Annotated in this window: 20 protein-coding genes and 1 tRNA gene; 10 read left to right on the top strand and 11 right to left on the bottom strand. The window is 63.9% G+C overall.

The genetic code is table 11. The annotated features are described in order from the left end of the window. Window positions 1-151 precede the first annotated feature (151 nt). The 5 genes from hisI to FJ311_11890 form a co-directional block, all read right to left on the bottom strand. Window positions 152-538 carry a phosphoribosyl-AMP cyclohydrolase gene (hisI, locus tag FJ311_11910; protein MBM3952144.1) on the bottom strand — a complete coding sequence of 129 codons (387 nt, stop codon included), beginning with the start codon at window positions 536-538 and terminating at the stop codon, window positions 152-154. Between the two features lie 31 nt (window positions 539-569). Continuing rightward, window positions 570-1541: a zinc ABC transporter substrate-binding protein gene (locus FJ311_11905; protein MBM3952143.1), complete on the bottom strand. Its 972-nt coding sequence runs from the start codon at window positions 1539-1541 to the stop codon at window positions 570-572. A gap of 110 nt (window positions 1542-1651) precedes the next feature. Then, window positions 1652-2698, bottom strand: a complete 1047-nt coding sequence (locus tag FJ311_11900) for a nickel/cobalt transporter (GenBank protein ID MBM3952142.1) — start codon at window positions 2696-2698, stop codon at window positions 1652-1654. Further along, a complete protein-coding gene (locus FJ311_11895; GenBank protein MBM3952141.1) occupies window positions 2668-2889 on the bottom strand; it encodes a DUF1007 family protein in 222 nt (73 codons plus the stop codon). Before FJ311_11895 ends, FJ311_11900 begins: the two co-directional genes overlap by 31 nt. Window positions 2890-3045: 156 nt before the next feature. Beyond that, the gene (locus FJ311_11890) at window positions 3046-3396 is read right to left on the bottom strand and encodes a DUF1007 family protein (GenBank protein MBM3952140.1); all 351 of its coding nucleotides are present in this window, start codon (window positions 3394-3396) and stop codon (window positions 3046-3048) included. A 2-nt stretch (window positions 3397-3398) separates the two neighbouring features. Between FJ311_11890 and FJ311_11885 the strand changes: the two genes are divergently transcribed. Genes FJ311_11885 through FJ311_11875 form a run of 3 tightly spaced genes read left to right on the top strand, consistent with a single transcriptional unit; the run spans window position 3399 to window position 5590 of the window. Then, entirely contained in the window at window positions 3399-3998 is a 600-nt protein-coding gene (locus FJ311_11885; GenBank protein ID MBM3952139.1) for a transcriptional repressor, read from the top strand. Further along, window positions 3991-4797, top strand: a complete 807-nt coding sequence (gene znuC / locus FJ311_11880; GenBank protein MBM3952138.1) for a zinc ABC transporter ATP-binding protein ZnuC — start codon at window positions 3991-3993, stop codon at window positions 4795-4797. Before FJ311_11885 ends, znuC begins: the two co-directional genes overlap by 8 nt. Then, the gene (locus FJ311_11875; GenBank protein MBM3952137.1) at window positions 4790-5590 is read left to right on the top strand and encodes a hypothetical protein; all 801 of its coding nucleotides are present in this window, start codon (window positions 4790-4792) and stop codon (window positions 5588-5590) included. Before znuC ends, FJ311_11875 begins: the two co-directional genes overlap by 8 nt. Here FJ311_11875 and metC read toward each other — a convergent pair. Genes metC through FJ311_11845 form a run of 6 tightly spaced genes read right to left on the bottom strand, consistent with a single transcriptional unit; the run spans window position 5568 to window position 11954 of the window. Further along, window positions 5568-6749 carry a cystathionine beta-lyase gene (gene metC / locus FJ311_11870; GenBank protein MBM3952136.1) on the bottom strand — a complete coding sequence of 394 codons (1182 nt, stop codon included), beginning with the start codon at window positions 6747-6749 and terminating at the stop codon, window positions 5568-5570. The two genes, FJ311_11875 and metC, sit on opposite strands and share 23 nt — an antisense overlap. Next, on the bottom strand, window positions 6746-7603 hold the full coding sequence (gene sseA, locus FJ311_11865; protein ID MBM3952135.1) for a 3-mercaptopyruvate sulfurtransferase: 858 nt from the start codon (window positions 7601-7603) through the stop codon (window positions 6746-6748). Before sseA ends, metC begins: the two co-directional genes overlap by 4 nt. Then, window positions 7600-8610, bottom strand: coding sequence for a cysteine synthase A (locus tag FJ311_11860; GenBank protein ID MBM3952134.1), 1011 nt, complete (start codon window positions 8608-8610; stop codon window positions 7600-7602). The genes sseA and FJ311_11860 overlap by 4 nt, the downstream gene beginning before the upstream one ends. 56 nt (window positions 8611-8666) lie before the next feature. Next, entirely contained in the window at window positions 8667-9338 is a 672-nt protein-coding gene (locus FJ311_11855) for an NUDIX domain-containing protein (GenBank protein ID MBM3952133.1), read from the bottom strand. A gap of 5 nt (window positions 9339-9343) precedes the next feature. After that, window positions 9344-9808 (bottom strand): hypothetical protein, encoded by a 465-nt coding sequence (locus FJ311_11850; GenBank protein MBM3952132.1) that lies wholly within the window; start codon window positions 9806-9808, stop codon window positions 9344-9346. A gap of 28 nt (window positions 9809-9836) precedes the next feature. Continuing rightward, entirely contained in the window at window positions 9837-11954 is a 2118-nt protein-coding gene (locus FJ311_11845) for a PAS domain S-box protein (GenBank protein ID MBM3952131.1), read from the bottom strand. Between the two features lie 138 nt (window positions 11955-12092). On the opposite strand from FJ311_11845, the gene FJ311_11840 reads away from it, so the two are divergent. The 7 genes from FJ311_11840 to FJ311_11810 form a co-directional block, all read left to right on the top strand. Continuing rightward, on the top strand, window positions 12093-13574 hold the full coding sequence (locus FJ311_11840; GenBank protein MBM3952130.1) for an NAD(P)H-hydrate dehydratase: 1482 nt from the start codon (window positions 12093-12095) through the stop codon (window positions 13572-13574). A gap of 46 nt (window positions 13575-13620) precedes the next feature. Then, on the top strand, window positions 13621-15045 hold the full coding sequence (locus tag FJ311_11835; protein ID MBM3952129.1) for a malonyl-CoA decarboxylase: 1425 nt from the start codon (window positions 13621-13623) through the stop codon (window positions 15043-15045). A gap of 99 nt (window positions 15046-15144) precedes the next feature. Then, a tRNA-Leu gene (locus FJ311_11830) sits at window positions 15145-15229 on the top strand. A gap of 77 nt (window positions 15230-15306) precedes the next feature. After that, window positions 15307-16719, top strand: a complete 1413-nt coding sequence (locus FJ311_11825; protein MBM3952128.1) for a trigger factor — start codon at window positions 15307-15309, stop codon at window positions 16717-16719. Window positions 16720-16803: 84 nt separating this feature from the next. Continuing rightward, entirely contained in the window at window positions 16804-17472 is a 669-nt protein-coding gene (clpP, locus tag FJ311_11820) for an ATP-dependent Clp endopeptidase proteolytic subunit ClpP (GenBank protein MBM3952127.1), read from the top strand. A gap of 266 nt (window positions 17473-17738) precedes the next feature. Beyond that, window positions 17739-19004, top strand: a complete 1266-nt coding sequence (clpX, locus tag FJ311_11815) for an ATP-dependent Clp protease ATP-binding subunit ClpX (protein MBM3952126.1) — start codon at window positions 17739-17741, stop codon at window positions 19002-19004. 189 nt (window positions 19005-19193) lie between these two features. Next, window positions 19194-21190, top strand: a 1997-nt coding sequence (locus FJ311_11810; protein MBM3952125.1) for an endopeptidase La, incomplete at its 3' end; no start/stop codon positions are given.

The following is a 21190-nucleotide window of genomic DNA, read 5'->3' as shown; positions in this document are numbered from 1 at the left end:
CCGCGCCCTGCGGCGAAACGAAGAGATGCTCGCCGCGCAATTTATCGAACTCGACGATCGCGCGTTCGACGCCCTCGACGCCCTGATGCGCCGCCGCCAGCAATATCTGGCGTCGCTCGCCGCCACCGCGCGCGCGGTGGCGTGATCTCGTTCAATCCTTGTAAAGCGATTTCGGATCGACCAAAGGCTTGGCGATCTCCACCGGCTTGCCCCCGCGGATGGCGGTGAAAAAGCAGTTGCGCCGGCCGGTGTGGCAAGCGACGCCGGTCTGATCGACCAAAAGCAGGAGCGTATCGCCGTCGCAATCGACGCGCATCTCGATCAGTTTTTGCTCCTGGCCACTGCTTTCGCCCTTGCGCCAGAGCTTGCCGCGCGAGCGCGACCAGTATACGACCCGGCCGGTTCGCAGGGTTTCGGCTACGGAGTCGCGATTCATCCACGCCATCATCAGCACTTCGCCGGTATCGTGCTGCTGGGCGATGGCGGGAATCAGACCGGATGAATCGAATTTGATTGCGGCAAACACATCGTCGGGCATGGACAAAAGGTCCTACGCCCGGTTCAGCCTGTCAACCGCCGCCCAGGCACTCGCCGAGCGCCCGCGCGTTGGCGCGCATCAGATCGAAATAATGATCGGGGCCAGGCGTTCCGATACCCCCTTCGGGATCGAGGACGGCGATTCGCGCCTCGGTGCCCTCGGCCACCGTTTGTGCGAGTTTGCCCGGAAACTGGGGTTCGCGGAATATGCACCGGGCACCGCTCGATTTGATGCGTCCGCGCAAGGTGGCGAGCGCTTTCGGGCCCGGTTGCTTTTCCGGTGCGACCGCGATCGCGCCGAGGGCGGTCAATCCGAACGCATCCTCGAGATATTGGTAGGCGTCGTGAAACACCACGAAGGGTCGCCCCCGGACCGGCGCCAGCGCGGCCGTCATTTCCGATTCCAACGCCGTAAGCCGCTCGCTCAATTTTTGGCCGTTGGCGCGATAGCGATCGGCGTTGGCGGGGTCGGTCGCGGCCAGGACATCGGCAATTGCCGCCGCGAGAATTCTTGCATTGGCGGGCGCGAGCCAAATGTGCGTGTCCGTATCCGCGTGTTCGGCCGTATTCGTCCGATCGACTTTTTTCGCTTTTTCCTTATTCGTCCGTCCGTGACTGTGCCCGTGATCGTGGCCGTGGGATGAAACCCAAGCCGCCCCCTTGCGATAGGGCAGCAGGCGAAGGCCCGGCGTTTCGATCAACTCCACCACCTTCGCCTTGCCGGCCAGGGCGGCGAGCGGCTTGACGAGAAAAGTCTCCAGGTCTCTCCCGACCCAAAACACGATCGTCGCGTCGGCGAGCATTTTTGCGTCCGACGGTCTGAGCGCATAGGTGTGAGGCGAAGCACCTCCCTTGACCGTGAGTTCGGGCGTCGCCACGCCTTCCATAACGCCGGCGACGAGGGAGTGGATCGGCGCAATCGAGACCGCGACCCGAGGGGTTTCGGCCCGGACCGGCAACGCCGGCGCGAGACCGAGCAAAAGGAAGACGGTCCAACGGAACATGGCGGAAACCTCGGGAGAAAAACCGGAACAGGGGCGGATCACGCCAGTTATGTTATATTATAACATTTCTGTGTCAACGCCCATGCCGCCCGCCCAGCACCGCGGCCCGATCAGAAACCGGCGCCTTCGCTGTCCACGGATGCCAGCAGCAGAAGCAAGCCGAGAGCGGTCACCGCCATGGACCCGGCGAGGCCAAGGCTGAGATGGACCCACTCCGTCCAGGTCGGGCGCAAGGCGGTCCTTTCCGCGAGACGGCGCGACATCACCGTCAGCAGGGCGAGAACGGCGACCGTCAGACCGGTACCCACGGCCATGGCGACGGTGGCCGCCATGCCTGCGGCGAACATCCCGATCGCCTGGCCGAACACCAGGACCAGCAGGGCACCGCTGCAGGGCCGGAGGCCGATGGCCAGAATCACCGAGCGGTCGATCCGGCCGGTGTTCATTACGCCCCGAACCGCGCCGTGGACCGCCTCGTGGCCGCAAGCCTCGCCGTGTTCGTGGCCATGCTCGGGGTCGGGCGCGTGCGCCGCATGGCCGCATCCAGGCGCCACGCCGGCGCGCCGACGGCGAAACGCGGCAATCGCGCCCCAAGTCATCCAGGCGCCGATGAAGGTTATTAGTATCGCGCCGGCGGACTCGAGCCACGCGGTCGCCGCGCGCACGTGGCTTGCCGTGAAATTGAGGACAAGAACAAGGGTGCCGATCAGGACGATGGCGGTGACCGCTTGGGCAAAGGCCGACAGGAACGACAGACGGATCGCCGGCCACAAACCGCCGCCAGCCGCGAAGATATACGACGAAATGATCGCCTTGCCGTGGCCGGGCCCGGCCGCGTGCAAAACGCCGTAGATGAACCCCGCCACCACCAAGCCGAAAAACGCCGGCAACGATCCCTCGGTCCGAGCCCGGCGCAAGGAATCGACCAGGCTTTTTTGCATGGACTTCTGCTGTTGGCGCAGGAACGCGACGATTCCGTCGCGAGCGGGCTCGGGCGCCGTAACGGCCGGCGCCGCGCGTGGCGGAGCGGCACCGAATGGATGAGGCGGCGCGCTTTGCGCCAAGGCGGAACCGGAAAAGATCAGGAACCCCCACAGCAAGGCGGCGGAAAGGCCCCCGGGATACGTCATCGTCTTCCGCAGGAAATCGCGACCCATTGAGCGTAAGCCGCCGCGATGCTGCTGGCGGCGGTCGCGTCCTGAAATACGACTTCGGAGAGGGATTTGGATTCGACCTCGCGCGTATTTTCCTTGATCCGGCCGGTGCAATCGGCGGATGCCGAACCCGTGAAGGTCAAGGATAGATTGTCGGCGACTTCGATCGCCACGTAAAACGAGGGGTCATACATGGCGAAAGTCACATCCGAGCGGCGCGGGTCCGCGGCCTCGGCCAGCGGCAACGTGAAACGCAGCGTCAGGATTCCCTTTTCATAAACCGCGTTCGCATCGACCGGCGCGGCGAATCCGCTGGGTTGGCCGTCGACGTTAAGAACCGTGAAATAATCCTAGGCCTTAAGGTTTTTGAGCATGTCCGCGACCATCGGCGCAAGTTCGTTCGCATCCACCTTGCCGTCGCGATTCTTATCCAGGCCCTGGACGGTGAATACGCTGTACAAGTCGTCGAACGCCCAATGAATGCCGAGCGCGGTCAAACGGCCGGCCGGATCGAAAACAAAATTGGCGCGGCCATCGATCCAGACATGCGGATGCGCGCCGGCGGGTGCGGCGGCGAGCGCGACGAGGAGGGCGAGGGGAAGGGCGAGCCGGGTCATGATGCTTCGCATCAAATCTTCGATGAAATCGCCGCCGAAGGATGTTACAAGATAACATCTAAACGTCAACCCGAGCGAATCCACCGATGGCCCGAGTCCGCGCCCACGCCCCCGCGATTCCCCCGTTCAAGAGCGGGAAGCACGACCATCGCCGGTGCGTAGCGGCCGCGCTCGGCCGCGCGGCCAAGGTCTGCGCCGGCAAGGGCTCGCGGCTGACGGCACTGCGCCGGCGGGTGCTGGAGTTGGTTTGGCGCAGCCACCGACCGGTGCGCGCCTACGACCTGCTCGGCGCGCTCGCGCGCGAGCGATCGAGCGCGGCGCCGCCGACCGTCTATCGGGCGCTCGATTTCCTGCAGACCCAGGGCCTGGTGCACCGGATCGAAAGCCTGAACGCGTTCATCGGCTGCGATCGCCCGGGCGAGCCGCACGCGGGGCAATTCCTGATTTGCCGCGAATGCGGCCGCGCCGCCGAGATGGCCGACGGCCGCATCGAGGCGGCGATGCGCCACGGCTCGGCGGCCGCAGGATTTTACCTGGAGCGCCCGACGGTGGAAGCGATCGGGCTTTGCCCGGAATGTCTTCCGGCGGCGTCAGCCGCCAAATCGAAAGTTCGGGCGACGGAAATGCCGCCGGATTCTTTGTTTTTGGCACGTGCGCGCCCGGCGGCGAAGGCCGGTCATGGCTGACGCGACGGCGAGCGCCTCGCTGGTCGAAGCTGCGGACGTCGACGTCGATCTCGGCGGGCGGCGCGTCATCAGCCGCGTGTCGGTGGCGGTCGCGCCCGACGAAGTAGTCGCTCTGATCGGGCCCAACGGCGCGGGCAAGACGACGTTGGTGCGCGTTCTGCTCGGCTTGGTGCCCCCCAGTCGCGGAATCGTTCGACGAAAACCCGGGCTGCGCATCGGCTACATGCCGCAACGCATGATTATCGATCCGGCTTTGCCGTTGACCGTCGAACGGCTGCTTCGGTTGGCCTTGGCGACCGGCACGGATGCCCGGGCCCGCGTGCGCACAGCCCTCGACGAAATAGGGGCCGGGCATTTGGCGAACGCGGCGATTCAAGAGTTGTCGAGCGGCGAATTGCAGCGCGTTTTCCTTGCCCGCGCGCTGTTGCGCGAACCGGAATTGCTGGTTCTCGACGAGCCGGTCCAGGGTGTCGACGTGGCGGGCCAAGCCGAGCTTTACGGCCTGATCGCGCGCATCCGCGAGCGCCGGCATTGCGGAGCTCTGGTGGTTTCACACGACCTGCACCTGGTGATGGCGGCGACTAATCGGGTGGTGTGCCTCAATCACCATGTCTGCTGCGCGGGCCATCCGGAAACGGTCAGTCGCGATCCGGCGTTCATCGCCCTGTTCGGCCCCCAAGCGGTCCAATCGTTCGCCGTCTATCACCATCATCACGACCATCAGCACGACGCGCACGGCGACGTAGTGCCGCTCGAAGCCGAATCCAAGGTCAAGATCGGAACCGGCGTTCATGGATGATTTTTTGTGGCGCGCCCTGGCGGCCGGGATCGGCGTCGCCGTGTTGAGCGGGCCGTTGGGGTCGTTCGTCGTCTGGCGACGGCTCGCTTATTTCGGCGACACGCTCGCCCATGCCGCGCTGCTCGGCGTCGCCGTCGGATTGATCGCCGGCGTCGATTTCACCATCGGGGTCATCGCGGTCTGCGCCGCGGTCGCGGTGCTGCTCGTGTTCTTGAGCGAAGGCAGGCGCTTTTCGGGCGACACCGTGCTCGGGATACTGTCCCACGGAACGTTGTCGATCGGATTGCTCGCGGTCGCTGTGGTCGAAGGGCCGCGCATCGATCTTACGGCGTACTTGTTCGGGGACATTCTCGCGGTGACCCGGGGCGATTTGTGGGCGGTCTACGGTTTCGGCGCCGCCGTTCTGGTTGCCCTGGTCGGGCTCTGGCGGCCGCTGCTCGCGGTCACGGTCCACGAGGATGTGGCCCGGGTCGAAGGGGTGTCGGTGCGGGCGATCGGCATCGGATTCATGCTGCTGATGGCGACGACCGTGGCGTTGGCGATGAAAGTGGTCGGGATTCTCCTGGTGACCGGCTTGCTCATCATTCCGGCCGCGGCGGCGCGACGTTTCGCGCGTACGCCCGAAGCGATGGCGGTATTGGCCGCGTCAACGGGCATCGGCGCGGTGATCGTGGGGTTGAGCGGTGCGGTCGTGCTCGATCTGCCGGCGGGCCCGGCCGTCGTCGTCGCGGCGTTGGGGTTGTTCGTGGTTTCCGCCGCGGCGGCGGCCTTCAGGCCGAAACCAAGCGTTTGAAACCCGCCGCCAGATCCTCGATCAGGTCGTCGGGATCCTCGAGGCCGGTATGAATCCGGACGGCCGGACCCGGGTGATTCCAATGGGTCGCGCTGCGCACCTTGGCCGGGTAAATCGGAACGATCAGGCTTTCGTACCCGCCCCAGCTGTAGCCCATGGCGAACAGTTCAAGCCCGTCGAGCATGGCGGCGACCGCTTTTTTCGGGAACGGTTTCAGTACCACTGAGAACAGGCCCGATGCGCCGGTGAAATCGCGTTTCCAGTACTTATGCCCGGGGCATTCGGGCAACGCCGGATGAAGGACGCGCGCCACCTCCGGCCGTGTTTTCAGCCAGCGGGCGAGTTTCAATCCGCTGTCCTGGTGCCGAGGCATGCGCGCCGCGAGCGAGCGCAGGCCGCGCAGGCCGAGATAGCATTCGTCCACGCCCGCGCAAACGCCGAGATTGACGGCGGTCATTTTTACTCGTTCGTAGAGTTTTTCGCGCACAGTGATGACGCCGAGCATGGCGTCCGAATGCCCGGCGATGAACTTGGTCGCGGCCTGGATCGAGATGTCGACGCCATGGGCAAACGGCTGGAAGTAGTAGCCCGCGCTCCAGGTGTTATCCATGATCGTCACCGCGCCGCGCGCGTGGGCAGCCTTGGCGATGGCAGGAACGTCCTGCACTTCGAAGGTGAGCGAGCCCGGCGATTCCACGAACACCACCCGCGTGTTCGGCCGGATCATGTCGCCGATCCCGGCCCCGATCAGCGGATCGTAAAAGGTCGTCTCGACGCCCCAGCCCGCGAGCAATCCATTGCATAGGCGGCGGGTCGGGAAATAGACCGAATCGACGATCAGGACATGATCGCCCGTGTTGAGGAACGCTTGCAACGCGCAGGCGATCGCCGAGAGCCCGGAGGGAACCGAAATCGCCTTGTCGCCGCCTTCGAGCGCGGCGACGGCTTCTTCCAGCGCCATGGTCGTCGGCGTGCCGTAGCGGCCGTAATGGATATGGTCGAGGGGCGCGGCCTGGGACGCCTCCAGCTTGGCGACGGTCGGGAAGACGACGGTCGAGGCGTGATAAACCGGCGGATTGACGATGCCGTGGTTGGCCGTGGGATCGCGCCCGGCGTGGGCCAGCACCGTATCGCGGCGGCGGGATTTTTTCTTCTTCACTTTTCGATGGGGACGTCGTCACGCCCGCCCCACTCGGTCCAGGACCCGTCGTAGATCGCCGTGCGCTTGTGCCCGATCAGATAAAGGCCGAACGCCAGCGTGCAGGCGGTAATGCCCGAGCCGCAACTGGCGACGATCGGTTTGGTTACGTCGACACCGGCGGCCGCGAAGGCGGCCGCAATTTCGTTTGCCGGCCGGACCACGTAATCGCGCGACGGATCGAGGATCGACGAGAAGGGGACATTTCGACTTCCGGGTATATGGCCGCCCTTCAAGCCCGAGCGCGGTTCGGGATCGGTTCCCTTGAAACGGCCGGCACTGCGCGCGTCAACCACTTGCTCGCGCCGGCGCGAGAGGTTGGCGCGCATCCAATCCAGATCTCGCACCAGGGTATGATCCATGCGGGCGGTGAAATGGCGCGGACGCGGCGCCGGCGGCGTGTCGACCAGCGGGCGATTTTCCCGGCGCCACTTCAGCAATCCGCCGTCGAGAACGGCGACATCCTCGTGGCCGAAGACGCGGAACATCCACCAGATCCTGTGCGCCGACAGGAATCCGCCGTTGGAATCGTAGATCACGATCCGGTTGCCGTCGCCGAGACCGAGGGCACGCACCCGGCTCGAGAACTGTTCCGGGCTCGGCAGCATGTGCGGCAGCGGCGAGTTGTGGTCGGATACTTCCTCCACATCGAGATAAACCGCTCCCGGAATGTGGGCCTCCGCGAATTCCTTGCGCGCGTCGCGCTTGACGCCCGGCATGAACGTGGTCGCGTCCACGACGCGGAGATCGGGGGCCGACAGTTGTCGGGCCAACTCCTCGGTCGAGATCAGAATCTGGGGATTGGCGTAGGTCACGGCGCGCGATCCAACCAATCCGGCACCGGCAGTTTTTGGGCGCGGAGAAATTTCGGGTTGAACATTTTGCTTTGGTAGCGGGTGCCGTAATCGCAGAGCAGTGTAACGATAGTGTGGCCCGGTCCCATCTCGCGCGCGAGTCGGATCGCGCCGGCGACGTTGACGCCGCTCGATCCCCCGACGCACAAGCCTTCGTACTTGAGCAGGTCGAAGACGATCGGCAACCATTCGGGATCGGGAATCTGGAACGGCGCGTCGACCTTGAGGCCTTCCAGGTTCTTGGTGATGCGTCCTTGCCCGATGCCTTCGGAGATCGAGGAGCCTTCGGCCTTGAGGCTGCCGTGCTTGTAGTAGTGATAGAGCGCGGCGCCGAGGGGATCGGCAAGGCCGACGACGATCTTCGGATTTTTTTCGCGCAGGAATTGGGCGACGCCGGCGAGCGTGCCGCCGGTGCCGACCGCGCAGATGAAGCCGTCGACACGGCCGTCGGTCTGGCGCCAGATTTCGGGACCGGTGGTGCGATAGTGTCCGTCGCGGTTGGCGACATTGTCGAATTGGTTGGCCCAGATCGCGCCGCTGGGCTCGCTTTGCGCCAGTTCGCGGGCCAGCCGTTCCGAAACATGAACGTAGTTGTTGGGATCCTTGTAGGGCACCGCCGGAACCTCGCGCAGGTCCGCGCCGCACAGGCGCAGCATGTCTTTCTTTTCCTGGCTTTGGGTTTCGGGGATGACGATGACGGTTCGGTAGCCGCGCGCGTTGCCGACCAGGGCGAGCCCGATGCCGGTATTGCCGGCGGTGCCCTCGACGATCACGCCGCCCGGTTTGAGTAGTCCCTTGTGTTCCGCGTCCTGGACGATGGCGAGTGCCGCGCGATCCTTGACCGAACTGCCGGGGTTGAGAAATTCGGCCTTGGCGAGGATGGTGCAACCGGTTTCCTCGGACGCGCGGCGCAGCCGAATCAGCGGCGTGTCGCCGATGGTATCGAGAAACCCGTCGCGGACTTGCATGAAATTGTTTCCGATTTCGCGTGGCCCGGGGAGATTAAACAGGAGAGGCCAAGCGATCAAGCGCGCGCGGGCTTTTTCCAGCGCGCGCGGAGCCGCTCTCGGTTCGCGCGGAACCATTGCAGAGCAATGACGATCATGGAGTTGCACGCCAAGCCGGAATCGAGCCACGCGAGCGCCCGCGCCGAAGACACGACATGAACGCGGATGTCCTCGTGCTCGGCGTCGATCCCGTGAATCGAACCGTGGCGCGGCGCGCGGACCCGGCCGCAATACAAAATGACGCTCTCGGTGGAGCCCCCGGGCGATACCAGATAGTCTTGCGCGTGAACGAGATCGAGAATCTCGCACCCGGCCTCCTCGACCGCTTCCCGCCGGGCCACGTCTTCCGGCTTTTCGCCTTTTTCCACGATGCCCGCGACGACTTCCATCAGCCAGGGCGAGACCCGGCGGCGAAAGCGAAGCGCGGGCTGGACGGCGTAAGCGCCGATGCGGAACTGCTCGACCAGGACCACCACGTCCCGGTCCGGATCGTAGAGCAGCACGCCGACGGCATGCCCCCGTTCGAACACTTCGCGGGTCATGGGCGTACTCCAACCGCCCTCGAACAAGCGGTGACGCAGACGGTAACGGTCGACCCGAAAATATCCCTTGAACGGCGAATCTTTTTTCGCGATGCGGACGTCCCGGATTGTCAGCGAGCGGCGGCGGAAGCGGCGGGATCCCGGCATTACGCTCACCATAACCGACCCGAGGCGCCGACGGCGACCGTGAGCAGCCCAAGCATCAGATTGAACGCGACGATGCGGCGGATCACGGTCAATAGGCGGCCCGCCGAAGGCCAATCTTGGGCGGCGACGGCGGCACGGAAACGCCGGAAGGGGATGAAATAAAGAAACGCGAAAATCCCGATCATGGTCCAGCCCAGGCCGTGCATGATGGTGACGTGCAGGCCGGTCTGGGCGAACCCTCCGAAATCGGCGTACACCGCGTAGTACCCCGACGCCAGCAGCACGGCCACGGTGGCCCAGACCCACAGCAGAAAACGGTCGAAGACGCGGTTCCACAGAGATAGGCGCAGCGGCGCTTCCAAGGCGTCCGCCGCCGGGCGGAGAATGACGTAGGCGAAAAACATTCCGCCAACCCAAATAACCGCGGCCAAGGCGTGAAGGGCGTTGAACAAGGGCGACCAAATCAACATCGAAGGCCTCCGAAATGACGGGAAAAAATCATGCGCGGACGGAACGGGAACTGGGGAACTGCAGCCGCACGGTGGTCCCGACCCCCGGCGTGCTGTCGATCGCCAGTTTACCTCCGTGCAGTTCCATCAGACTCTTGGTCAGCGGCAGGCCGAGACCGGCACCGTCGTGCGGACGCGCGTGCGACCCGTCGGCTTGGCCGAACATGGCCATCGCCTTGGGTAGCTCTTCGGCGCGAATGCCGATCCCGGAATCCTTGACCGTGAAGGTCATGCCGCCGTCTGCCTCGACCGACGCGCCAAAAAAGATATTTCCCCCTTCGGGCGTGAACTTAACCGCGTTGCCCAGGATATTGAGCAAGGATTGCTTGACGCGCAACTCGTCGGCATGCAGCGCGGGAAGGTTCTTCGGCAAATCGAGTTCGAGATGCACCTGAGCTTCGTGGGCCCGTCCCAGCACTAGCCGGTAGCAGGCGGTCATCAGGCGCGGCACGTCGATGGTCCGCTCGCTCAGGACCAGGACGCCGCGTTCGATGCGCGAAATATCGATAACGTCGTTGATAAGACGAAGGAGATCGCGCCCGGCGTCGTTCACGTCCTTGAGGTAGGAATCGTACCGGGGGTCGTCCCGGCCGAAGCGCCGATTAATCAAAATGTCGGTGAACCCGATGATCGAATTGAGCGGCGTGCGCAGTTCGTGGCTCATGTTGGCGAGGAACTCGGTCTTGGCCCGGTTGGCGAATTCGGCCTCGGCCGTGGCGGCGCGCAACTCGTCCTCGATCCGCTTCAACTCGGTCACGTCCGCCGACATGGTCACGGTGCTTCCGTCGGGCAGACGGTGCTCGACGATCCGCAGGGTTTGCCCGCGCTGGCGCCGCAGTTCGAACGGGCCGCTCGGATGGCGATGGCGCTCCAGCCGCCAAGCGATCCATTCTTCCTCGCGGCCTTCCGCTTCCGGAACCAGGCCGGCCTTGACGATGCGGCGGATATGTTCCTCGAAGGTCGCACCGACGGTGGTCGAACCGATCGCGGCCCGGTTGAGATCGCGGAACTTCTGGTTGGTCACAACGATCCGATCGTCGGGATCATAGAGGACGAATAGCTCAGGGGCGGATTCGATCGCGGCGATGAGCCGCTGGGCGGATTCCTCCATCCGGCGCCGGTCGGTAATGTCGAGCGCGACCGAAACGAGGTATTTCGGTTTGCCCGACTCGTCCATCAATGGCACTTTGCTCACCAGCATGGCGTGCTTGAGCCCGAAACGGTCTGTCCATTCCACTTCCCGGTTCAACATCGGACGGCCAGAGGCGAGCACCTCGAGGTCATTGGCCGTAAATTCTTTTCCTTGAGACCCACCTAGAACCTCTTCCAGGGTATGGCCGATCATGCGATCGGCTTCCATCCCGTATGCCTCGGTCTGATACCGGTTCACCAAAAGAAAACGCGCGTGGCTGTCTTTCAAGTTCACAATCGCCGGCACGGTGTCGATGATGGTGCGCAGCAATTCCTGGGCATCACGCTGACGCTGTTCGGCCAGTTTGCGCTCGGTGACGATGCTGCCGGTGCCGCGGTAGCCGGCAAACGTGCCGTCGGCTTCGAAAATCGGATTGCCGCTGATGCTGAACCAGACGACGCGACCGGCGGCGTCGATGTGCCGATACTCGAACCTGCGGAAAGAGCGGCGATGGGCCAGATCGTCGAAATGGCGCTGCCAATGTTCCGAATCGATCGACTCGGAAGCAACCTCGTCGCGTCGGCGACCGATAAAAGTGTCGGGGTCGACCCCGGTTACCTTCTGAAACTGATCGGAAAAGAACCGGAAGCGAAGGTCCGCGTCCATTTCCCACAGCCATTCATAGGCCGATTTTGTGAAGTCGTTGAGCCTCTCATGACCAAGCGCCAGTTCGCGCTTGATCTTCTTTTGTTGGACCAACACCCAAGCGACCAGCAACACCAATATGACGGTTGGAATTCCGACGACTATCGTGTCGGCGATCAAATCGGCCAGCGGAGAAGGGGTGCGGGATTGCTGGTATTGGGGAAAGGCCGCCAACAAGAAGTCGGCGTAGCCCAGTTCCCATGCTGTCAACAGCGCCACGTCGGCGATCAGCAGAGCGACCACCAAGAAAACGATTTGGCGAAAGGACATGATCGACGCCGCCCCCCGATTGCGTGCAAGGGATAGGATAGACCACCGGCCGGGGTCGTCCCACCCTTCTTGTCTTCTCCCTCGGGCCGGGTTTCCCGATCCCGACCGACACCCTATGATGGCTATCGGCGGTGATCCATGTGGGAGCAGGTCCTTCTCACGGCCAAGGAAATGGGACGCGCCGATGCGCTCGCGCAGGCGGCGGGCGTTTCCTCGCTCGCGCTCATGGAAAACGCGGGCGGCGCCGTTGTCCGCAATATCCGGCGCCGCTTTCCGCCCCAGGCGGTCGCGGTGCTGTGCGGCCCCGGCAATAACGGCGGCGACGGCTTGGTGGTCGCGCGCCTGCTCAAGGACATGGGCTGGCCAGTGCGCGTGGCCCTGCTCGGTCCGCGCGATGCCCTCACGGGCGACGCCGCCGCCAACGCCGCCCGCTGGTCCGACGACGTGCTGCCCTTGTCGCCCTCGGTTCTCGACGGAACGACTCTGGCGGTCGATGCCTTGTTCGGCGCGGGATTGGCACGGGCGGTCGAGGGCGCTGCTGCCGAGACGCTGCGCGCGCTCGCCGACAAAAATCTGGCGTGCGTCGCGATCGACATCCCGAGCGGGGTGGACAGCGACACCGGCGCGATCCGGGGCATCGCCCCGACGGCGTCCCTGACGGTGACCTTCTTCCGCCGCAAGCCGGGGCACCTGTTGTTTCCCGGACGCGAGCGTTGCGGCGAGGTGGCGGTCGAGGACATCGGAATTCCGGATACGGTTCTGCGCGACATCCAGCCCAAAACCTCCGTCAACGATCCCGAGCTGTGGCTCGACGCCTTGCCGAGACCCGCATGGAGCGACAACAAATACCGGCGCGGCAACGCGGTCATCGTCGGTGGCGACGTCATGACCGGGGCGGCGCGCCTGGCCGCCCAGGGCGCGCGCCGCGTCGGGACCGGTTACGCAATGATCGCGGCGCTCGCCCGGGCACTGTCTGTCTATCTGGTCGGAGCGCCGGGCGTGGTCGTGGTGCCGTTGCGTTCCGGAGTCCGGGGCGAGACGGATTTTCGCAAGTTGGTCCGCGATCCGCGCCGCAACGCCGTGCTGATCGGTCCCGGCAATGGCGTCGGAACCACGACCCGGCGCCGGGTTCTGGAAGCGCTCCGTACCCGGCGAACCGTGGTATTGGACGCCGACGCCTTGACCTCGTTCGCGGGGCGTCGCCGCGAATTGACCCGTGCCGTTCGCGGACCGTGCGTCATGACCCCGCACGAGGGAGAATTCGCACGCCTTTTCGACATAAAGGGGGATAAGCTTTCGCGGGCGCGAGCGGCAGCGGCGGCCACGGGCGCGATTTTGGTTCTAAAGGGCCCGGACACGGTCATCGCGGCGCCCGACGGGCAGGCCGTCATCAACGGCAACGCGCCGCCGACACTCGCAACCGCCGGCAGCGGAGACGTGTTGTCGGGGATCGTTCTCGGCCTGCTGGCCCAGGGCATGGATCCGTTCCTGGCCGCCGCCGCCGCCGTCTGGCTGCACGGCGAAGCCGCGCGCGGGCTCGGCATCGGGCTGATCGCCGAAGATATCCCCGAGGCCTTGCCGGGGGTGATACGGCGCCTGCTCGCGCCCATCGAGGGATAATGCGATCGGTCCTTGTCGATTGTAGTAATTGGGCCAAATAGAAATCATGAACGAACCGCTCACGCGCACCTTTCTTTCCAAGGCGATCGCCAATCTCAAGGACGTATGGCGCGGTATCGCCGATTCCGGCTACAGCGCCGAAACCGCGAGCCTGCGTCCCGAGCTGCCCGACGGCGACCTGGACCGGGTCCGGCGCCAGATGCGCGAATGCCTGGAATCGCGTGGCGGGGAGGTTTCCGCGCGCGCCCGCGCTGCCGCGCTCGGACGCGCGTATCTGGCCCTCGACGCGACCGGACGTAAACGGTTTCTCACGGTGATGGCCGAGGATTTCGAGCCCGATCCGGCCGCGATCGACGAGGCGATCCGGGCGCTTCGGGCGGCCACGGACCGCAGGGCCCAGCAAGACGCCAGGGCGGCCCTGCGCCAAGTGCTGGAAAGCCCGCGGCTCCGCCTGCTCACCCAATTCAACGCACTGCCCGAAGGGGTCAAGTTCCTGGTCGACATGCGCGCCGAAATATTGAGCTTCCTGCCGCAAGAGCCGACGCTCGCGCCCCTCGAGCGCGACCTCAAGGGATTGCTCGCGACGTGGTTTGACATCGGATTTCTCGAACTGAAACGGATCGCTTGGGATTCCGCGCCCGCGACCCTGCTCGAAAAGCTGATCGCCTACGAGGCGGTGCATGCCATCGGCGGGTGGGAGGACCTTAAGAACCGGCTCGATTCCGACCGTCGCTGCTTCGCCTTCTTTCATCCTCGCATGCCGAGCGAACCCCTGATCTTCGTCGAGGTCGCGCTGACTCACGGGCTTGCTGACAATGTCGGCGAACTGCTCGACAAGTCCGCGCCGGTGCAGAACCCCAGGGACGCCGATACGGCGATTTTCTATTCGATCTCCAACGCGCAGAAGGGGCTTGCCGGCATCAGCTTCGGCGGATTCCTCATCAAGCGGGTGGCGGACAGCCTGTCGGCCGAATTCAAGGGGCTCAAGACGTTCGCGACCTTGTCGCCGGTTCCGGGGTTCCTCGCTTGGTTGGAGGGGGTGAAAGGCGACGAGGGAACGGCTCTGTTGCTGCCGGAGGAAATCGCCCGCATGACAGAGGCCGGCATCGCGGCGGAAACGTCCGCCGCGCTCGCGAATGCGTTGCGCGGCAAGGATTGGGTTTCCGACCCTGCGCGTGTCGAGGCGCTGCGCGAGCCGTTGCTGCGGCTGTGCGCCCGTTACCTGGCGCGCGAGAAGGCCGGTGCCAAACGAGCGCTCGATCCGGTCGCCCATTTTCACCTCACCAACGGCGCCAGGCTCGAGCGGATCAACTGGCTGGCGGACACCTCGGCCAAGGGCTTGGCCCAATCGGCGGGCATTATGGTCAATTACCTCTATCGGCTCGGCGACATTGAGGACAATCACGAGGCCTATAGCGACCGCGGCGAGGTGCGCGTGTCGGCGAGCGTTCGCGGCAGCCTGAAATCCTGAAAATACCGCCCTTTGGCCGCGCCGGGTCGCGTTGACAGGTGGGGGGGATGGTATAAAGTTCGCGCGGCCTTAGCCCCGGGCCCGATACCCGCCGGCATGGCGGGCGTGGTGGAATTGGTAGACACGCGGGATTTAGGTTCCCGTGACGCAAGTCTTGGGGGTTCGAGTCCCTCCGCCCGCACCACTCTCCGCCAGGCCGAACACGGACGACCCGGCGCAGGCTGATCGACCCTTTCAGGAATTCAGGATCGCGCGATGACGTTGCAAGTGACAGAGACCAAAGCGGAAGGCCTTAGGCGCGAATACAAGATCGCCGTGCCGGCCAAGGAAATCGAGTCGCGGATCGGCGACCGCTTGAGCGATCTCGCCCGCAACGCCCATTTGCCCGGCTTTCGTCCCGGCAAGGCGCCAATCGCCGTCCTCAAGCGGAAATACGGCGATGCCGTGCGCGGCGAAGTGCTCGAGCGCGCGCTCAACGATTCCAGCCGCCAAGCGATGACCGATCGCGGGCTCCGCCCCGCGACGCAACCGAGCATCGAAGTCACCGCGTTCGGGGAAGGCAAGGACCTCGAATACACGATGGCGTTCGACGTAATGCCCGACATCAAGCCGATGGATTTTTCCAAGCTGTCCTTGGAACGGATGGTGGTGCCTGTCGACGAAGCCAAAGTCGAGGAGGCGCTCAAGCGCATCGCGGCAAGTCGCAAGTCGACCAAGCCCGCGCCGGCCGGGCACGCCGCCGCCAAGGGCGACGTGGTCGTGATCGATTTCGTCGGCAAGGTCGACGGCAAGGAATTCCCCGGCGGCAAGGCCGAGGGTTATTCGCTCGAACTCGGCTCGGGCAGCTTCGTGCCGGGATTCGAGGAGCAATTGATCGGCGCCAAGAGCGGCGCCACCCTCACGGTTAAGATCGCATTTCCCAAGGACTATGCCGCCGAGGATCTCGCCGGCAAGAACGCGGAATTCGCGGTGACGGTGAAGGAGGTTCAGCTCTCCGAGCCGGCCACCGTCGACGACGCGCTGGCCAAGGCGGTCGGGCTTGCCGATTTGGAGGCCCTCAAAGGACGCATTCGCGAGGAGCAGGGGCGCGAATACAAGGAAATTTCCCGCATGCGGCTCAAGCGCCAGCTCCTCGACCGGCTCAGCGACACTCACGATTTCGAGGTGCCGCCGACCATGGTCGAAAACGAGTTCAATGCGATCTGGCAGCAATTCGAACAGCAACGCGAACAGGCCAAGCAGGGCCAGGGCGGAAACGCCGAAGCCATGACCGAGGCGGAAAAAAACAAGACCGACGACGAGCACAAGGCCGACTTCCGCGCCATCGCCGAACGGCGGGTCCGACTCGGGCTGTTGTTCGCGGAAGTGGGACGCGCCAATAACATCCAAGTCAGCCAGGAAGACATCAACCGGGCCTTGATCCAACAGGCGCAGCGCTTCCCCGGCCAGGAACAGGCCGTGGTCGAGCATTTCCGCAAGAATCCCGAGGCGATGCAGAGCCTGATGGGTCCGATCCTCGAGGACAAGGTGACGGATTTCATCCTGGAAATGGCCAAGGTCACCGACAAGCCCGCCACGCTCGACGAGCTGCTCAAGCCGGACGACGATGAAGGCGGCGCGGCGGAGAAGGGGACCAAGAAACCGGCATCATCCAAGAAAAAACCCGCTAAGTGATGCCGGCCTGCGCGGAGCCGAAGCGTCGTCGCTTCGGCGAAGGCAGGCGGACGAGGCGAATATTAAGGACAAGGGCACCGCGCAATGAGCAATCCGCTTGAAACCTACATGAACTATCTCGTTCCGATGGTGGTCGAGAGCACCAACCGGGGCGAGCGGGCTTATGACATCTATTCGCGCCTGCTCAAGGAGCGGATCGTTTTCATGACCGGCGGCGTGGACGACGGCGTTTCCAGCCTGATTTGCGCGCAACTTCTTTTCCTCGAATCCGAGAATCCGAACAAGGACATCGCGTTCTACATCAATTCCCCGGGCGGCGTGGTGACCTCGGGCCTCGCCATCTACGACACCATGCGCTACATCCGCCCCGACGTTTCGACGGTGTGCATCGGCCAAGCCGCGTCGATGGGCTCGCTCTTGCTGTGCGCCGGAGCCAAGGGCAAGCGTTTTGCTCTGCCCAACGCGCGCATCATGATCCACCAGCCTTCGGGCGGCGTGCAGGGGCAGGCGGCGGACATCGAAATCCACGCGCGCGAGATCTTGGCGTTGCGCGACCGATTGAACCGAATTTATGCTCACCATACCGGCAAGCCGTTCGAGGAAATCGGCCCGGCCATGGACCGGGATCGTTACATGACCCCGGAAGAAGCGCGTCAATTCGGACTTATCGATGAAGTGGTGACCAGTCGCCCCCCGCTGCCGTCGCAAACCGCGGAAAGTGCTGCCAAATCCGACGATCGTCCTAAGGCTTAACCCCTCGTCTATACCCCTGTTTCCGGCGATTTATCGGGTTTTTCCGTGCATTTTCCGACACAGTGCCGGTATTAAGGTTGCGTTAAGGATTTTCTCGTCAATTTCTTATGTAGCGGAAGCGCACCGGCTTCCGATTCGAGCGTGCCCGATAACGATATGAATTTTCATTCTTTTCGGGATTGTGTCCGTCCGACGCCAGGCGTTAAACTTAAACTCTTGGCGTTGGATCGAGGCAACCGCCCGAGAAACGAGCGGGGAAGCGAGTGATGAGCAAAACCGGCAGCGGCGATTCCAAGAACACCCTCTACTGTTCCTTCTGCGGCAAGAGCCAGCACGAAGTTCGCAAGCTTATCGCGGGACCGACGGTCTTCATCTGCGATGAGTGCGTCGAACTGTGCATGGACATCATCCGCGAGGAGCACAAGACCAGCCTGGTCAAGACCGGCGACGGCATCCCGACCCCGCGCGAAATTTGCAAGGTTTTGGACGACTACGTCATCGGCCAGCAGTACGCCAAGCGCGTGCTCTCGGTCGCGGTGCACAACCACTATAAGCGCCTCAACCACGGCTCCAAGAACAACGACGTGGAACTGGCGAAGTCGAACATCCTGCTGATCGGCCCGACCGGCAGCGGCAAGACGCTGCTGGCGCAGACGCTCGCGCGCATCCTCGACGTGCCCTTCACCATGGCCGACGCGACGACGCTGACCGAAGCCGGATACGTCGGCGAGGACGTCGAGAACATCATCCTCAAGCTATTGCAAGCCGCCGATTACAACGTCGAGCGCGCGCAGCGCGGCATCGTCTACATCGACGAAGTCGACAAGATTTCCCGCAAGTCCGACAACCCGTCGATCACGCGCGACGTGTCCGGCGAAGGCGTGCAGCAAGCCCTGCTCAAGATCATGGAGGGCACCATCGCCAGCGTGCCCCCGCAGGGTGGGCGCAAGCACCCGCAGCAGGAGTTCCTGCAGGTCGACACCACCAATATCCTGTTCGTCTGCGGCGGCGCCTTTTCCGGGCTGGAGAAGATCATCTCGGCGCGCGGCCGGGGCACGTCGATCGGATTCGGCGCGGACGTGCGGTCTTCCGACGACCGCCGCCAGGGCGAAGTCCTGCGCGACGTCGAGCCCGAAGATCTGCTCAAGTACGGACTGATTCCGGAATTCATCGGCCGGCTGCCGGTCATCGCCACCCTCGAGGACCTCGACGAAAAGGCCCTGATCGATATTCTGACCAAGCCCAAGAACGCCCTGGTCAAGCAATATCAGCGCCTGTTCGAGATGGAAGGGGTGCGACTCACATTCTCCGATCCCGCGCTCGGAACCATCGCCAAGCGGGCGGTCGAACGCAAAACCGGCGCGCGCGGCTTGCGCTCGATCATGGAAGGAATTCTCCTCGAAACCATGTTCGACTTGCCCGGCTTCACCGGCGTCGAGGAAGTGGTTATCAGCGCCGAAGTGGCCGAGGGTAAGGCCCAGCCGCTCTACATCTACGCCGAGCGTCGGGGCGACCTCGAAACTTCCGCTTAGGGTTTTCCCCGAATCACGAACCGGCGGCACCGGGCAAACGCGCCCCGGCCGAATCGTTATACATGCCGAACAAGGCCTTCCAGCCCGCGTTTCCCCTTGCGCTTGGGTAGGATCGAGCCCACTTTAGCTCGGTGATGCGAGGCCGTTGTTGGCGGCGCGTCGCCCGAGCCGGAAGCAAAAGGACACCCCGTGACCACCCCCGTGACATCCCAGGCCCACGTTTTTCCGATCCTGCCTCTGCGGGACATCGTCGTCTTTCCGCACATGATCGTGCCCTTGTTCGTCGGGCGCGAGAAATCGGTGCGGGCGCTCGAGGACGTGATGAAGGACGACAAGCAGATCCTGCTGGTCGCCCAGAAGAACGCCGCCCAGGACGATCCCGGCGTCGACGACATCTACCGGGTCGGCACGGTTTCCACGGTCCTGCAATTGCTCAAGCTTCCCGACGGCACCGTCAAGGTGCTGGTCGAAGGCGTGCGCCGCGCGCGCATCCAGCGCTTCGTCGAGAATCCGAATTTCTTCCAGGCCGAAGCCGACCTGATCGAGGAGAAGAGCGGGGACGCGCAGGAAATCGAGGCGCTGTCGCGCTCGGTGATTTCCCAGTTCGAGCAGTACATCAAGCTGAACAAGAAGATTCCGCCCGAAGTTCTCGTGTCCATCAACCAGATCGAGAACGGCAGCAAGCTCGCCGACACGCTCGCGTCCCATCTGGCCCTCAAGATTCCGGACAAGCAGGAAATCCTCGAAATCGAGTCCATCACCGAACGGCTCGAAAAAGTGTTCGGCCATATGGAATCGGAGATCGGCGTTCTTCAGGTCGAGAAGAAGATTCGCAACCGCGTCAAGCGGCAGATGGAGAAGACGCAGCGCGAGTACTATCTGAACGAACAGCTGAAGGCGATCCAAAAGGAACTCGGCGAAACCGACGACGGCCGCGACGAAGCGTCCGAGATCGAGGAGCGCATCAAGAAGACGCGTCTCAGCAAGGAAGCGCGCGACAAGGCGATGGCCGAGCTGAAGAAGCTCCGCTCCATGAGCCCGATGTCGGCCGAGGCCACCGTGGTGCGCAATTACCTCGACTGGATGCTCAGCATTCCCTGGAAAAAGCGCAGCAAGGTGAAGATCGACATCGCCAAGGCCGAAGAGGTGCTCGACGCCGATCATTACGGCCTGGAAAAGGTCAAGGAGCGCATCCTCGAATATCTCGCGGTCCAACAGCGCGCCCAGAAGATGAAGGGCCCGATCCTGTGCCTGGTCGGCGCGCCGGGCGTCGGCAAGACTTCGCTCGGCAAGTCGGTGGCGCGCGCGACGGGACGCAACTTCGTGCGCATGTCGCTGGGCGGCGTGCGCGACGAGGCCGAGATCCGCGGCCATCGGCGGACCTACATCGGCTCGATGCCGGGCAAGATCATTCAGGGCATGAAGAAGGCCAAGAGCTCGAACCCGCTGTTCCTTCTCGACGAGGTGGACAAGATGGGCCACGACTGGCGCGGCGATCCGGCCTCCGCCTTGCTCGAGGTGCTTGACCCCGAGCAGAACAACACCTTCAACGACCATTATCTGGAGGTCGATTACGACCTGTCGGACGTCATGTTCGTGACGACGGCCAACACCCTCAACATGCCCCCGGCGCTGCTCGACCGGATGGAAATCATTCGCATTGCCGGCTACACCGAGGATGAAAAGGTCGAGATCGCCCGGCGCCACCTGCTTCCGAAGCAGCTGGAAGCCCATGGCCTAAAGCCCGAGGAATGGACGATCTCCGATTCCGCATTGCGCGACGTTATTCGCTATTACACGCGCGAATCCGGCGTGCGCAACCTGGAGCGCGAACTCGCCAATCTGGTGCGCAAGGCGGTCAAGGAACTCGTTTCCGACAAGGACGGCAAGAAGAAATCCGTCAATCTCACCAGCAAAACGCTCGGCAAGTACGCCGGCGTCCGCCGCTACCGTTTCGGCGAAATCGAGGCCGACGACCTGGTCGGCGTGACCACTGGGCTGGCATGGACGGAAGTAGGCGGCGAACTGCTCTCGATCGAAGCGGTGATGGTGCCAGGCAAGGGACGCATGACCATTACCGGCAAGCTCGGTGACGTGATGCAAGAATCGATTCAGGCCGCGAAGTCGTTCGTGCAGTCGCGCGCGGTGCAGTTCGGGATTACGCCCCCCATTTTCACCAAGCGCGA

Source organism: Rhodospirillales bacterium (assembly GCA_016872535.1).
Classification (GTDB): Bacteria; Pseudomonadota; Alphaproteobacteria; order Rhodospirillales; family 2-12-FULL-67-15; genus 2-12-FULL-67-15.
This window is presented reverse-complemented; position numbering and strand designations above follow the sequence as displayed.